This window comes from Streptomyces sp. CA-249302, assembly GCF_050936785.1.
Classification (GTDB): Bacteria; Actinomycetota; Actinomycetes; order Streptomycetales; family Streptomycetaceae; genus Streptomyces.
Genome location: NZ_JBNJMG010000001.1, coordinates 5,539,004 through 5,553,579 on the forward strand (window position 1 = coordinate 5,539,004; position 14,576 = coordinate 5,553,579).

The 14,576-nt window shown below is 69.5% G+C and carries 10 protein-coding genes; 6 read left to right on the forward strand and 4 right to left on the reverse strand.

What is annotated here, in order from left to right:
• Positions 1-7: 7 nt before the first annotated feature.
• The 5 genes from aspS (at position 8) to ACQEWB_RS24960 (ending at position 5,935) form a co-directional block, all read left to right on the forward strand.
• Positions 8-1,771 (forward strand): aspartate--tRNA ligase, encoded by a 1,764-nt coding sequence (aspS, locus tag ACQEWB_RS24940; RefSeq protein ID WP_432834581.1) that lies wholly within the window; start codon positions 8-10, stop codon positions 1,769-1,771.
• Positions 1,772-1,900: 129 nt separating this feature from the next.
• Positions 1,901-2,836: an intradiol ring-cleavage dioxygenase gene (locus tag ACQEWB_RS24945; protein ID WP_432834583.1), complete on the forward strand. Its 936-nt coding sequence runs from the start codon at positions 1,901-1,903 to the stop codon at positions 2,834-2,836.
• Positions 2,837-2,980: 144 nt separating this feature from the next.
• On the forward strand, positions 2,981-4,387 hold the full coding sequence (locus ACQEWB_RS24950; RefSeq protein WP_432834585.1) for an MFS transporter: 1,407 nt from the start codon (positions 2,981-2,983) through the stop codon (positions 4,385-4,387).
• A gap of 55 nt (positions 4,388-4,442) precedes the next feature.
• Complete coding sequence (locus ACQEWB_RS24955; protein WP_432834587.1) at positions 4,443-4,928, forward strand: hypothetical protein; 486 nt, start codon at positions 4,443-4,445, stop codon at positions 4,926-4,928.
• Between the two features lie 65 nt (positions 4,929-4,993).
• Entirely contained in the window at positions 4,994-5,935 is a 942-nt protein-coding gene (locus ACQEWB_RS24960) for a dioxygenase (protein ID WP_432834589.1), read from the forward strand.
• A 68-nt stretch (positions 5,936-6,003) separates the two neighbouring features.
• On the opposite strand, the gene ACQEWB_RS24965 is transcribed toward ACQEWB_RS24960, so the two are convergent.
• Positions 6,004-9,198 (reverse strand): FG-GAP-like repeat-containing protein, encoded by a 3,195-nt coding sequence (locus tag ACQEWB_RS24965; protein WP_432834591.1) that lies wholly within the window; start codon positions 9,196-9,198, stop codon positions 6,004-6,006.
• Between the two features lie 143 nt (positions 9,199-9,341).
• Here ACQEWB_RS24965 and ACQEWB_RS24970 point away from each other — a divergent pair, with 143 nt between their 5' ends.
• A complete protein-coding gene (locus ACQEWB_RS24970; protein WP_432834593.1) occupies positions 9,342-10,691 on the forward strand; it encodes a pectate lyase family protein in 1,350 nt (449 codons plus the stop codon).
• Positions 10,692-10,694: 3 nt separating this feature from the next.
• On the opposite strand, the gene ACQEWB_RS24975 is transcribed toward ACQEWB_RS24970, so the two are convergent.
• The 3 genes from ACQEWB_RS24975 to ACQEWB_RS24985 form a co-directional block, all read right to left on the reverse strand.
• Complete coding sequence (locus ACQEWB_RS24975; protein WP_432834595.1) at positions 10,695-11,171, reverse strand: hypothetical protein; 477 nt, start codon at positions 11,169-11,171, stop codon at positions 10,695-10,697.
• A gap of 75 nt (positions 11,172-11,246) precedes the next feature.
• Positions 11,247-12,962, reverse strand: a complete 1,716-nt coding sequence (metG, locus tag ACQEWB_RS24980; protein ID WP_432834597.1) for a methionine--tRNA ligase — start codon at positions 12,960-12,962, stop codon at positions 11,247-11,249.
• 130 nt (positions 12,963-13,092) lie between these two features.
• Positions 13,093-14,496: a VWA domain-containing protein gene (locus ACQEWB_RS24985; RefSeq protein WP_432834599.1), complete on the reverse strand. Its 1,404-nt coding sequence runs from the start codon at positions 14,494-14,496 to the stop codon at positions 13,093-13,095.
• Positions 14,497-14,576 lie beyond the last annotated feature (80 nt).

The window sequence follows — 14,576 nt, forward strand, 5'->3', positions numbered from 1 at the left end:
AACGACGATGCATCGGTACAGGTCCCACACCTGCGGCGAGCTCCGCTCCTCTGACGTCGGCACCGACGTCCGGCTGAGTGGCTGGCTGCACAATCGGCGCGACCTGGGCGGCATCCTCTTCATCGATCTGCGCGATCACTACGGCATCACGCAGCTCGTCGCCCGGCCGGGTACGCCCGCGTACGAGGCCCTGGACAAGGTCACCAAGGAGTCGACCGTCCGCGTCGACGGCCGGGTTGTTTCACGTGGAACCGAGAACGTGAACCCCGACCTGCCGACCGGCGAGATCGAGGTCGAGGTGAGCGAGGTCGAGCTGCTCGGCGCCGCCGCCCCGCTGCCGTTCACGATCAACACCGAGGACGGGGTCAACGAGGAGCGGCGCCTTGAGTACCGCTTCCTGGACCTGCGCCGCGAGCGCATGCACAAGAACATCATGCTGCGGTCGTCGGTGATCGCCTCGATCCGTTCGAAGATGGTCGCCCTCGGCTTCAACGAGATGGCCACGCCGATCCTGTCCGCGACCTCCCCCGAGGGCGCGCGTGACTTCGTGGTGCCGTCCCGCCTGAACCCGGGCAAGTTCTACGCCCTCCCCCAGGCGCCGCAGCAGTTCAAGCAGCTGCTGATGATCTCCGGCTTCGACCGCTACTTCCAGATCGCGCCCTGCTTCCGCGACGAGGACGCCCGCGCGGACCGCTCGCCGGGCGAGTTCTACCAGCTCGACGTCGAGATGAGCTTCGTCGAGCAGGAGGACGTCTTCCAGCCGATCGAGCAGCTCATGACCGAGCTGTTCGAGGAGTTCGGCGGCGGCCGCCACGTCACCTCGCCGTTCCCGCGGATCCCGTTCCGCGAGTCGATGCTGAAGTACGGCTCCGACAAGCCGGACCTGCGGGCCCAGCTGGAGCTCGTCGACATCACCGACGTCTTCGAGGGCTCGGAGTTCAAGGCCTTCGCCGGCAAGCACGTGCGTGCCCTGGCGGTGCTGGACGTGTCCGCGCAGCCCCGGAAGTTCTTCGACCAGCTCGGTGACTACGCGGTCTCGCAGGGCGCCAAGGGCCTGGCCTGGGTGCGCGTCGCCGAGGACGGTTCGCTGTCCGGCCCGATCGCGAAGTTCCTCACCGAGGAGAACGTCGCCGAGCTGACCAAGCGACTGTCGCTGGCCGCCGGTCACGCGGTGTTCTTCGGCGCGGGCGAGTTCGACGAGGTCTCGAAGATCATGGGCGCGGTCCGCGTCGAGGCCGCCAAGCGTGCCGGGCACTTCGAGGAGGGCGTCTTCCGGTTCTGCTGGATCGTCGACTTCCCGATGTACGAGAAGGACGAGGAGACCGGCGCGATCGACTTCTCGCACAACCCCTTCTCGATGCCGCAGGGCGGTCTGGAGGCCCTGGAGACCCAGGACCCGCTGGACATCCTGGGCTGGCAGTACGACATCGTCTGCAACGGCGTCGAGCTGTCCTCCGGCGCGATCCGGAACCACGAGCCGGACATCATGCTGAAGGCCTTCGAGATCGCGGGCTACGACCGCGAGACGGTCGAGGAGAAGTTCGCGGGCATGCTCCGCGCCTTCCGCTTCGGCGCCCCGCCGCACGGCGGCATCGCCCCGGGTGTCGACCGCATCGTCATGCTCCTCGCGGACGAGCCCAACATCCGCGAGACGATCTCCTTCCCGCTCAACGGCAACGCCCAGGACCTGATGATGGGCGCGCCGACGGAGCTGGAGGAGGCCCGGCTGAAGGAACTGCACCTGACGGTGCGGAAGCCGCAGCCGAAGTAAGGCACAGGCCACAGGCGGATACGAAGGGCTCGAAACCGGCGTCGGTTTCGAGCCCTTTCGCCCGTGGACCCCTATTCACAGCTCTTTCCGATGTTCCTGACAGGTGGCCCGCGCCTAGCGTCCCTGGCCATGACGGACACTCAGACACCTGAAGAAAGACGGGAGTTGGCCCGCCGGACGGTCCTCGCGGCCGGTGGTGTGGCCGTGACCGCGGTGGGCGTGGGCGGTGCCTTCGCGGTCAGCGCACAGGCTTCCGACCAGGCCTCCGGCCAAGCAGCCGGCCAAGCAGCCGGCCACGTATCCGACCACGAGGACGCGTGCTACACGCTGACCTCCGAGCTGGTCGAGGGGCCGTACTACATCGACGCCGACAAGATCCGCCAGGACGTCACCGAGGACCAGGAGGGCATCCCCCTGCATCTGCGCCTCAAGGTGATCGACGCGGAGACCTGCCGGCCGGTTCGGAACGCGGCCGTCGACATCTGGCACTGCAACGCGACCGGCATCTACTCCGGGTACGAGGCGATGGGCAGCGGCGGCGGCGGAGGCGGCGGCCCCTCCGGCCCACCGCCCTCGGGGACACCGACGGACACCCCGACCGCGACGCCCACCGACACCCCCACCGGTCCCCCGCCCGGCGGTGGCGGCGGTCACCAGGAACCCACCGACGACGAGCGCTACCTGCGCGGCACCTGGCGCACCGACCGGCACGGCCACGTCGGCTTCCGTACCGTCTTCCCTGGCTGGTACCAGGGCCGCTGCGTGCACATCCACGTCAAGGTGCATGTGGATGGCGAGTGGACCGACGCCGGTTACGAGGGCGGCCACGCCTGCCACACCGGCCAGCTGTTCTTCGACGAGAAGTCCGTGCTGGCGTCCGCCGACGTCGAGCCCTACGCGAGCAACACCACCACCCGCACCACCCTCGACGAGGACACGATCTACCCCGACAACGGCCACGAGGGCGGTCTCCTCTACCTCAAGTACGACCGCAGGCACATCGCCCGCGGCGTCCACGCCCACCTGACGCTCGGCGTCGCGCCGGACGAGACCAACGACGGCTGATCATCACCTGTCACCCACCGGTGGTTCACATACGTGGTCATTCGCCCACCCCATTGACCCGGAACTCAAGCCTCCATATGGTTCCCGGTACTCAAGATGGTGATAGCGATTCACGTACGTGAACCACCTAGTGGGGAGACAACGATGTCGGAACCGGACGTCCCCGAGGCCCAGCAGCGGGCGGTCGGCAAGTTCCTGCGCCGGATGATGCCGATCCTGGTCCTGATGCTGCTGGTCAACCAGATGGACCGGACGAACGTCGGCTTCGTACAGGACGAACTGCACGCGGACATCGGCGTGAGCGCGGCCGCGTACGGCTTCGGGGCCGGTCTCTTCTTCATCGGGTACGCCCTGTTCGAGGTGCCGAGCAACATGCTCCTCGAACGCTTCGGCGCCCGGGTCTGGCTGACCCGCATCATGGTCACCTGGGGTGCGGTGATCGTGGCGATGACCTTCATCCACAACACCCCGACCTTCTACGCCCTGCGCTTCCTGCTCGGTGTCGCGGAGGCCGGCTTCTTCCCGGGCGTCATGCTCTACATCACCCAGTGGCTGCCCGACTCCAACCGCGGCCGGGCCACCGCGATCTTCCTCGGCGGTTCGGCCGCGGCCGGCGTCATCACCGGCCCGGTCACCGGCGCCCTGCTGGAACTGCACGGCGCGGGCGGCATATCCGGCTGGCGCTGGATGTTCGGCATCGAGGGCGGCTTCTCGATCGTCGTGGGCCTGGTCGCCGCGCTGTTCCTGGTCTCCCGCATCGAGGACGCCCGCTGGCTGACCGCGGAGGAGAAGCAGGCGCTGCGCGCGGCGGTGGCGCGGGACGAGGAGAAGCGCGACCGCACCCCGCAGGTCTCCCGGCTCAGGCTCATCGCCCACCCGCAGGTGCTGCTGCTGACCTCCGTCTTCTTCGCCACCACCCTCACCGGCTACGCGATCACCTTCTGGCTGCCCAGCCTGATCGAGGAGATCGGCGGGCTGTCGTCCTTCCAGGTCGGTCTGCTCTCCGCGATCCCGGCCGTCGCCTCGATCATCGGCATGTACTCGATGAGCCACTTCACCGACCGCGCCCCCGACCGGCGCCCCTGGCTGGCGTTCATGCTCGTCGCCTCGGCGGTGGGCACCTTCCTGGCGACCCTGGGCAACCCCTGGTGGGGCCTCGCCGCGATCACCCTCGCCGGCGTCGGCTCCAAGTGCGCGGCCACCCTGTTCTGGCCCATGGCCCAGACCGGCCTCGACCTCAGGATCGCCGCGCCCGGTCTGGCGCTCATCAACTCCCTCGGCAACCTGGGCGGCTTCGTCTCCCCCTTCCTCTTCGGCTACCTCAAGGACACGACCGGCTCCACCACCGGCGGCCTCTACACCCTCTCCACGGCCTCGCTGCTCGCGGTGGGCGGCGCCTGGTTCATCCGCGGCGCACGGACCGCCGGCGCAACCGACACCTCCGCCACCTCCGCCACCGACACCTCCGCCACCTCCGACGCCGACTTGGAAACCTCACGGGAGGCACACAGGAATCCCGAGGAGGGAGCACAGAAGCGTGTCGTCTCATAGGGGATGACATCGCAGGTGCGGGCCCCCTTCCGGGCCGGCGGGCAAGGAGGAAGCCATGGGGTACGCGATCGCGCTCTCGGCGCTGTTGATCGCCGGTTCGGTCGGCGCGGTCCTCGCGCTGCGCCGCTCGCAGTCGGGCCGGGGCACGTCCCAGCTGGACGCCGAGGCCGAGGCCAACCGCTGGCTGGTCCGGCTCAGCGGCAGCCTGATCCCGCCGGGCGCCGCCGCCTGGGCCACCGGCGGCGAGGCCGCGGGCCGCGCCCTGACCGAGGCGGCCGAGTGCCACCGCACCGCCCGTACCCTGCTGGCCGAGGCGCACACGGCCGCGGACTACGACCGGGTGAGCCGGACCGCGCAGGAGGGCCTCCGCCATGTCCACGCGGCCCGCGAGGCGCTCGGCCTCACGGCGGACCCGGCGGCCCCTCCGGTCCAGGCGCCCGCTCCCGCGCCCGTCGTCGAGCCCGCACAAGTAAGGCAAGCCTTTCAAGAGCCTTTGCTGAAGAAAGGCGCAAAAGCGGCGGTGATTTCGGTCAGGCTTTAAGGATTCATGGGTTCCACAGTGCTTTCCAACGCTCCTGACAGGCTGCGTTCCTAGTTTCGCGGACCATGACGGGAAACCAGACGGCTGAAGAGCCGAAGCACAAGAAGGACCTGACGCGCCGCAAGGTCGTCGTCGTGGGCGCGGGCGCGGTGGCCGCGGTGGGCGTGGGTGGCGGCCTGGCCCTCACCGCCTCCGCCGACGAGTCGACCACGACCGCCTCCGCGAGTGCGTCCAGCACTACTGACACGTGTTACCAGCTCACCTCGGAGACCACCGAGGGTCCGTACTACATCGACGCCGACAAGATCCGCCAGGACATCACCGAGGACCAGGACGGCATCCCGCTCACCCTCACCCTCAAGGTGATCGACGCCGAGACCTGCAAGCCGGTGAAGAACGCGGCCGTCGACATCTGGCACTGCACCGCGCTCGGCGTCTACTCCGGTTACGAGGCGATGGGCAGCGGCGGCGGAGGCGGCGCCCCCACGGACGCCCCGTCCGGCACCCCCACCGACACCCCCTCGGGCACCCCGACGGGTGAGCCCCCGTCCGGCGCCCCCTCCGGCGGCACGGGCGGCGGCCACTCCGAGCCGACCGACGACGAGCGCTATCTGCGCGGCACCTGGAAGACCGACAAGCGCGGTTACGTCACCTTCAAGACGGTCTTCCCGGGCTGGTACCAGGGCCGCTGCGTGCACATCCACGTCAAGGTGCACGTGGACGGCACCTGGACCGACGCCGGCTACGAGGGCGGCCACACCTGCCACACGGGCCAGCTGTTCTTCGACGAGAAGTCGGTCCTGGCGTCGGCGAAGGTGGACCCCTACTCCACCAACACCACCACCCGCACCACCCTCGACGAGGACACGATCTACCCCGACAACGGCCACGAGGGCGGCCTGCTCTACCTCAAGTACGACAAGAAGCACATCGCCAAGGGCGTGCGCGCCCACCTGACCATGGGCGTCGCCCCGGACGAGACGCACGACAGCACGGACACCCAGTAGCACATACGAACACGAAGGCGCCCGGGACCACCAAGGTCCCGGGCGCCCGCGTGTCCCCAACCGGCCGGTCAGGAAAGGGACTTGTACGAGCCGTAACCGCTCGCGATCTTCACCCGCGAGCCGAACGACCCCTTGCCGTCACCGGAGTTGCGGTACAGGTTCCCGGAGGAGTCCCGCGAGACCAGGTCCGGCCTCCCGTCGTCCGTGATGTCCCCGACGCCGACGACCGCGTTGTAGGAGCCGCCCCAGTCGGCGAACAGCTTCACGCGGGCCGCGAAGGTGCCGTTGCCTTTGCCGCTGTAGCGGTAGAGGTTGTCCGCCTTGTCCTGGGCGATCAGGTCGCCGACGCCGTCGCCGGTGACGTCACCGACGGCCACGATCTTCTTGTAGCCCTTCCAGTTGTCGTAGAGCTTCACCGCGGCGGACAGCTTGCCGGTGCTGGTCCCCTTGAACAGGTAGACCGCACCGGTCGACGCCTTGCGCGCGACCAGGTCGGGCCGCCCGTCGCCGCTCACGTCCCCGGGCGAGGTCAGGACGTCGTACTGCGTCCAGCCGCTGCTCGCGAGGGTGGTGTACGAGGTGGACGGCTTCAGGGTCGCGTTGCAGCCCGGCTTGTACAGGCGTAGGGCACCGCTGCTCATCCGGACCAGGACGTCGTTGCAGCGGTCGCCGCTGAGGTCGCCGAACGGGACGAACCGCGCGCTGGTCGGCCAGCCGCTGCCGGTGGTCTTCTCGCTGAACTTCCCGGTGCCGGTGCCCTGGTGGTACGTCAGACCGCCCGAGGAGTTGAGGGTGAGCAGGTCGCCGCGGCCGTCGGGGCCGTCCACGCTGACGAAGTCGTGGCGGACCGGGCTGCCCCTGCCGAGGAAGCCGTCACCGGAGACCACCGTGACCGCGGCGGAGGTGCCGAGGCCGGTGGCCTTGAGGGTCCAGGTGAAGTCGCCGTTGGGGAAGCGCTCGCCGCTCGCGGTCTTGCCGTTCCAGTTCACCGTCAGCCCCGCCGAGCGGGCTCCGCCGGTGATCGTGCGGGTGGCCCTGCCCTTGGCGCCGCTCTGGACGGAGGTGAAGGTGAGCGACCAGGAGCTGACCGGCCGGGACAGCAGCCACTCGCCGGTCCAGGCGTCGGCGGCGCCCGCCTCCAGGTAGCTCGGGAACTCGGTGCGGAAGGCCGTGGTCGCCGACGGGGTGATGCCGGTGGTGGCCACGTGCGTCTGCTCGTACGCGTCGAACCAGGCGACCAGGCCCGTGTACTCGTCGACCGTCCACCGGAAGCGGCGGTCGGTGGCGAGGCCCGTGTCCGGCAGGTGGGAGGCGACGACCTGGGTGGTGCCGGTGGCCGCCTCGGTCAGCACCAGCTGGTCGGCGGCGTGGTCGTGCCGGACCGTGAAGCCGTCGCCGAGCAGCACGTCACCGGGGGTGACGGCGACCGACGTACCCGCCTTGGTGTCGTACACACCCGCGGAGGCCGTCCCGCACGCCCAGTACACCCAACGGCCCGTCGCCTGAAGCTCGTTCGGGACGCAGCCGAGCGCGGGGACCGTCACCGTGGCGAGGGTCTTCTTCGTGATCAGGCTGTACGAGGTGAGCTTGCCGGTCGTGGTGGTGGCGCTCCACAGGATCGTGCCGTTCAGGGCGGCGGCGCGGACCGAGCGCTTCAGCTGCTGCCCGTAGCCGAACTCGCCGACGTACTGCATCGGCGTCGAGCCGCCCGAGTTGTAGACGGCGTACCCGTCGGAGACGTCGACGATCTCGCCGCCCTCGGTGCCGAAGGTCAGGGTGTCGGAGGACCACGCGTCGCCGATGGCGACCAGCTGGTCGGCGTTCTCCAGACCGCTGCCGCCCTCGTCGCCGTCGTAGAACGTGTTGAGGAAGACGTCCTCGGGGGCGCTGCCGCTGTTGCCCCACAGCGGGGCGCAAGTGGTGTTCGCGTACGGGCACTCGGGGCTGATCGAGTCGCCGGTGGTGGCCGCGGAGGCGGTCAGCTCGGTGCTGCCGTCGGTGGTGAGGGTGCGGACGGAGGTCGCGTCGGAGCTGCCGCTCACCTTTGCCACGCGCAGGCTGCCCCGGCTGAGCGCCAGGCCGGTCTTGGTCTTCTCCAGCGGCGCCACCTTCAGCACCTTGGCGAGCTCGGGAGTGCCGTCCGCGCCGAGGACGACCCGCCGGACCCACCAGTCGGCCGCGCCGGTGCCGCCGGTGACCAGGGCGGTCCCGTCGGGGGAGGCCAGGGGCGTGCCGTAGGACCAGGCCAGCAGGGTCTTGGTGGTGGTGCCGTCGGCCAGGGAGACGGCCCGTACGGCGCCGCCGTCGGTCGCGAGGACCAGCCAGTCGCCGACCAGGACGGGGACGGGCGTGCCGGCGGTGTCCTCGCCGGGCACCGGGGTCGTCTCCGCGGCGGTCAGGTCGGTGCGCGGCTTGAGGTGCAGGCCGGCGGCCTCGGTGTACCAGCCCACCTTGTCCTCGGTGAGGACCAGTTGAGGCTGGGCGCCCGCGTCCGTGAACGCCACCGTGAAGTGGGCGGTGGTGAAGTCGAGGTAGCCGACCGTGTACGACTTCAGGGCCCCGTCGGCGTAGACCGGGTAGGCGAGCAGCGCGCCCTTCTTGTCGCCGGTGCGCTTGAACATGCCGGACGCCCACCACTTCTCGGCGGCCGGGTAGCCGGTGACCCAGCGCTGACGCTGTTCGCCGTCGACATAGTCGATGAGCTCGGGCGTGGTGCCGTCGACCGTCGTATCGTCGATGACGGCGTCGTCCTTGGCGAGGACGATCGTGTCGCCGTACGTGCCGACGTACTCACGCGACCTGGTGCGGAAGGTGTCCGAGACGCCCGCGCCGGGGGTCCACAGAGACAGGTCGTAGTCGTCGTAGCTCGGCAGCACCACCGTGTCGGTGCCCTGGCCGTAGCGACCGGACGGGCAGATGTCGGCGACGGAGTAACAGGGCTCGCCCTCCGGCTCGTAGACGTCGCCGGAGCCGGTGCGCACGGGGACCGTGGTGCCCTCGGCGTAGTCCGTCCACAGCAGTCCGTCGACGTCCGACTGGCGGTGCAGGAAGCCGGTCTCGCCGGCCGCGAGCAGCCGCTCGGCGCGCGGGGTCGTGCTGCTCGGGTCGTCCAGGACGAGCTCGGTGGTGCCGGGGGTGGCGGCAGGTGCCGCGCTGCTGTGCTCCGTACCGGAGAACAGGGTGATCGAGCCGGCCGCCACGGCGACCGCGAGCACGGAGACGAGCGCGGCGCGGCCGCCCCGTCTCGGGGCGTGTCTGCCCACGTGAGGTTCCCTCCCCGCGAGAGCCCCCTGCCCTCGCACAAGTGAGCGGACTTTACCAGTACTTGGTGTAGTCACCGGCAACCCGGCCGCCCGCGGCGGCGACTGACCGGTCGAAAGCTTCCTCCGCACATAAGGACTCCCCCGTGGCCTCTGCCTCCCACCGCCGGTCCCTCCGCACGCGGCGCACCCTCGTCGTCTCCGCCGCGGCCGTGGCCGCCGCCGTCGGTGCCGGTGTGATCGTGATGAACGCGAACGCCGGGACGACCTCCGTCGACCTGTACCACCAGACGCTCGCCGCCAAGGACGGCTGGGCGTCCTCCGGCACCGGTACGACCGGCGGCGCGAAGGCCGACGCCGCGCACACCTTCACCGTCTCCACCCGCGCCCAGCTGGTGAAGGCGCTCGGCTCGGTCTCGGACACCACCCCGCGGATCATCAAGGTCAAGGGCACGATCGACGCCAACACCGACGACGCCGGCAAGAAGCTGACCTGCGCGGACTACGCGTCGGGGACGGGATACTCGCTCTCGTCGTACCTCAAGGCCTTCGACCCCTCGACCTACGGCCGCTCCAAGCTGCCCTCCGGCACCCAGGAGACGGCCCGGGCCGCCGCGCAGACCAAGCAGGCGAAGAACATCGTCTTCAAGGTGCCCGCCAACACCTCGATCGTCGGCGTCCCCGGCACCAAGGCCGGCATCACCGGCGGCATGCTGCAGATCCAGAAGGTCGACAACGTCATCGTCCGCAACATGACGTTCTCCGACACCGAGGACTGCTTCCCGCAGTGGGACCCGACCGACGGCGACGACGGCAACTGGAACTCCGAGTACGACGCGGTCACCCTGCGCGGCGCCACCCACGTCTGGGCCGACCACAACACGTTCTCCGACGCCGGGCACTTCGACAGCCTCAACCCGAAGTACTACGGCCGTGAGTACCAGGTCCACGACGGCGAACTGGACATCACCAAGAGCTCGGACCTGGTGACCGTCGAGCGCAACCAGTTCACCAGCCACGACAAGACGATGCTGATCGGCAGCAGCGACAGCGAGCCCAGCGGCAAGCTGCGCGTCACCCTGCACCACAACGTCTGGAAGGGCATCGTCCAGCGTGCCCCGCTGACCCGCGTCGGCCAGGTCCACCTCTACAACAACTACTACGACGTCACGACCCTCAACGGCTACGCGCTCCAGTACAGCATCAACTCGCGCGCCAAGGCCCAGGTCGTGGCCCAGAACAACTACTGGACCGTGCCCAGCTCCATCAAGGTCTCCAAGATCTTCAGCGGCGACGGCACCGGCTCGATCGCGGGCAGCGGCAACCTGGTCAACGGCACCACGACCGACCTGGTCGCCGCCTACAACGCCGCCAACTCCAAGAAGATCAAGACGACGGTGAACTGGACGCCGACCCTGACGGCGGGCCTGGAGTCGAGCGCCAAGGACCTGCCGACGTCGCTGGCGAAGACCACCGGCGCCGGGGTGCTGTCGTAGCACCTAGGTGTCGTACGAGCCGTCCCACGGGGCGGTGAAGAAGAGGCGGTCCGGGTAGAGCTCGGCCCAGCCGCCCTCTTCGTCCTCGCCGGTCAGCAGGCCGAACAGCACGCCGTCCACGGTGACCTGGAAAGGCCGTACCGCGATGTCGGTGTACGACCGGCGGGGCAGGCTGCGCAGGAGTTTCGCGAGGTGCACCCGGGCGCGCTGGAGGACCGAGTCCTCGCCGTCCGGGTTGCGCAGCTGCTCGGCCCAGGTGCCGGCGCACCAGATCTCCGAGTCGCGGTAGCGGCCCTCGGAATCGAAGGTGTGCAGCGCGGTGTAGAGACGTTTGTGCTCTTCCCAGCCGTGGTCGAGACGGAAACCCGCCGGGAAGGCATACGTGATCGACGCCAGGAACTGACCGTCCGCGTACCGGCCGATGGACTCGGTCCGCTGCCTCGGCGCGTAGGCGATCGGGACGACTTCGGGTACTGCCATGGCGGAACAATACGGGGCCCGGAAAGCTGTTCGGCTTTCCGAGCCCCGTCTCTCACCGTTCCTACGCGTTCCCGCCTACTCGGAGTCGCCGCCGAAGCGCTCCTTGTACGCGGCCAGGTCCTCGTCCGTCAGCTTGGCGAACAGCACGGGCGGGACCGTGAAGGGGGTGCCGGCCGGGACGGCGGTGAGGGCGCGGGCCTCGTCCGCGCCGACCCAGGCAGCCGTGTCGTCGGTCAGCGCGAACGCCTCACGCATGACCTTCGCCGTCGCCGGGATGAAGGGCTCCGAGACCACCGAGTAGAGGTGGATCAGGTTCATCGCGGTGCGCAGGGTGAGGGCCGCCCCGTCCTTGTCGGTCTTGATCTCCAGCCAGGGGGCCTTCTCCTCCAGGTAGGAGTTGCCGGCCGACCACAGGGCACGCAGGGCGGCGGCCGCCTTACGGAACTGGAGGGACTCCATGTGGCCCTCGTACTCGGCGAGCAGCTCGGCGATCTGCGCACCGAGCTTCGTCTCCGCCTCACCGGGGGTGCCGCCCGCCGGAACCTCTTCCCCGAACCGCTTCTTCGAGAAGGACAGGACGCGGTTGACGAAGTTGCCGAGGGTGTCGGCGAGGTCCTTGTTGACCGTCGCCGTGAAGTGCTCCCAGGTGAAGGAGGAGTCGTCGGACTCGGGGGCGTTGGCGATGAGGAAGTACCGCCAGTAGTCGGCGGGGAGGATCTCCAGCGCCTGGTCGGTGAAGACACCGCGCTTCTGGCTCGTGGAGAACTTCCCGCCGTAGTACGTCAGCCAGTTGAAGGCCTTGACGTAGTCGACCTTCTTCCACGGCTCGCGCACGCCGAGCTCGGTGGCCGGGAACATCACGGTGTGGAAGGGGACGTTGTCCTTCGCCATGAACTCGGTGTAGCGGACGTCGGCGTCGACGTCGTACCACCAGGCCTTCCAGTCGCGGTTCTCCGGGTCGAGGTCGGACCACTCCTTGGTCGCGCCGATGTACTCGATCGGGGCGTCGAACCAGACGTAGAAGACCTTGCCCTCGGCGGCCAGCTCCGGCCAGGTGTCGGCGGGGACCGGGACGCCCCAGTCGAGGTCGCGGGTGATCGCGCGGTCGTGCAGGCCTTCGGTCAGCCACTTGCGGGCGATGGAGGAGGCCAGCTGCGGCCAGTCGTCCTCGTGCCGGGAGACCCACTCCTCGACCTCGTGCTGGAGCTTCGACTGGAGCAGGAAGAGGTGCTTGGTCTCACGGACCTCGAGATCGGTGGAGCCGGAGATCGCGGACCGGGGGTTGATCAGGTCGGTGGGGTCGAGTACGCGGGTGCAGTTCTCGCACTGGTCGCCGCGGGCCTTGTCGTAGCCGCAGTGCGGGCAGGTGCCCTCGACATAGCGGTCCGGGAGGAAGCGGCCGTCGGCGGGCGAGTACACCTGCCGGATCGCCCGCTCCTCGATGAAGCCGTTCTCGTTCAGGCGGCGGGCGAAGTGCTGGGTGATCTCGACGTTCTGCTGCGAGGAGCTGCGGCCGAAGTAGTCGAAGGCCAGCGCGAAGCCGTCGTAGACCGCCTTCTGCGCGTCGTGCGCCTGCGCGCAGAAGTCCGCGACCGGGATGCCCTGCTCCTTCGCGGCCAGCTCGGCGGGGGTGCCGTGCTCGTCGGTGGCGCAGATGTAGAGGACGTCGTGGCCGCGCTGGCGGAGGTACCGGGAGTACACGTCCGCCGGAAGCATGGACCCCACCATGTTGCCCAGGTGCTTGATTCCGTTGATGTACGGAAGGGCGCTGGTGATGAGGTGTCGAGCCATCGGGGGCTGCTCCCAGGTCGGGTCGTCTTGTTTTACGAACCTTGAAATGGTAGCGGACATGGGTATGCCGTCCGCTTCTCGTTTTACGAGGTGAGAAGGGGACGGCATACGCGGGGTGATCTCGCAGGGGTTACGGGCGCCAGTCGATCAGTACGCCGTCGTAGAGCTCCGCGTCCGTGAGCTCCAGGGGGGTGGGGCCCGCGTGGAAGAAGGCCGTGTTGGCGGTCTTCAGTTTGCGGAGGTAGTCGAAGGCCTTGTTGTCGTGGTCGCCGAACGCGACGAAGGAGAAGAAGACGGTGGGGTGGGTCTTCGCGGCGTCGGTGAGGGCCTGGGTGGCGGGGGTCTTCGCGTCCGGGGCGCCGTCGGTCTGGAAGACGACGAGGGCGGGGGCGGCCGGGGTGGCGTTCTTGTCGTTGTGCTTGTCGTAGTGGGCGAGGACGGCTTCGACGGCGGCGTGGTAGCTGGTACGGCCCATGCGGCCGAGGGAGGCGTGGGCCTCGTCGATGGCGTTCTCGGGGGAGGCGGGGGTGAGGTCCGTGGTGCCGTCGAGTTCGGTGGAGAAGAAGACGACGTGGACGCTCGGGGCCTCGGGGGCGAGGTGGGTGGCGAGGGCGAGGGTCTGGTCGGCGAGGGCCTGGGCCGAGCCGTCCTTGTAGTACGGGCGCATGCTCGCAGAGCGGTCGAGGACGAGGTAGGTGGTGGCGGCGGTGCCGGTGAGGTTGGCCTTGGCGAGGGCGGCTGCGGCGGCGTCGTCACCGGCCTCGGCTGCGCCTTCGGCCGCCGTGTTCCCACCCGCACCACCCGTGACAGTTTCGTCGTCGGGTGCGGGTGGCCCCTGTGGGGCGACCTCGCCGTCGGCGACCGCGGGCTCGTCGACGGCGGCCACGACCGTCTCGGGCTCAGGGGCAGCGACCGTCTCGGACTCGGGCTCAGGGGCAGCGGCCTGCTCGGGCTCGGGACCGGCGACCTGCTCGGCCTCGGGCTCCGCCTCGGCGACAGGCTCCGGGGTCGACGCCTCCTCGACCACCGGCTCGGCTACGGGCTCAGGCTCAGCGACCTCCTCGGCCACCGGTTCCGGCTCCACTACCGTCTCCGCCTCAGCCGCCGCCTCCTCAGCAGCAACCTCGGCGACCGGCGCCTCCTCGACCGGCGCCTCCTCAGCCGCCGCCTCCGTCTCCGCGACCGGCGTCTGCTCCTCCGCCGGCTCCGTCTCCTCCGCGACCGGCGTCTGCTCCGCGGCCTCCGCGGCCTCCGCGGCCCCCGCAACCTCCCCCTCCACCGGCGAAGCCGGCCTGGGTACGGTCACGTTGTTGAAGGCCGCCGACACCAGCTCGTGCTCGTTGCCCGTCTTCGCTTCCGGCGTCGACGGCGTAGCCGCCCGCGGCTCCGGGACCTGGGCCGACGGCGTCGCCTCGGTGGACGGGACCGTAGGTGCCGGCGTCTGCGAAGGGGTTACGTCCGCACCCTCTGCTTCGGCGGCACGCCCCTTGCGTGACCTCCCGAACGCATTCCGCAGGAGAGTGAGAATGCCCATGTGCGCAACCCTTCGCGTGAGTTGAAACCGTCAATCACTGGCCAGGACGGACACGTAAGGTTAGCGGCCCCGGATGGCGA

What these genes read in the sequence shown, in the direction of transcription:
- ACQEWB_RS24975 (WP_432834595.1), bottom strand. Translation starts at nt 11,171, where the DNA reads ATGGCAGTACCCGAAGTCGTCCCGATCGCCTACGCGCCGAGGCAGCGG.
- aspS (WP_432834581.1), top strand. Translation starts at nt 8, where the DNA reads ATGCATCGGTACAGGTCCCACACCTGCGGCGAGCTCCGCTCCTCTGAC.
- ACQEWB_RS24960 (WP_432834589.1), top strand. Translation starts at nt 4,994, where the DNA reads ATGACGGGAAACCAGACGGCTGAAGAGCCGAAGCACAAGAAGGACCTG.
- metG (WP_432834597.1), bottom strand. Translation starts at nt 12,962, where the DNA reads ATGGCTCGACACCTCATCACCAGCGCCCTTCCGTACATCAACGGAATC.
- ACQEWB_RS24950 (WP_432834585.1), top strand. Translation starts at nt 2,981, where the DNA reads ATGTCGGAACCGGACGTCCCCGAGGCCCAGCAGCGGGCGGTCGGCAAG.
- ACQEWB_RS24955 (WP_432834587.1), top strand. Translation starts at nt 4,443, where the DNA reads ATGGGGTACGCGATCGCGCTCTCGGCGCTGTTGATCGCCGGTTCGGTC.
- ACQEWB_RS24985 (WP_432834599.1), bottom strand. Translation starts at nt 14,496, where the DNA reads ATGGGCATTCTCACTCTCCTGCGGAATGCGTTCGGGAGGTCACGCAAG.
- ACQEWB_RS24945 (WP_432834583.1), top strand. Translation starts at nt 1,901, where the DNA reads ATGACGGACACTCAGACACCTGAAGAAAGACGGGAGTTGGCCCGCCGG.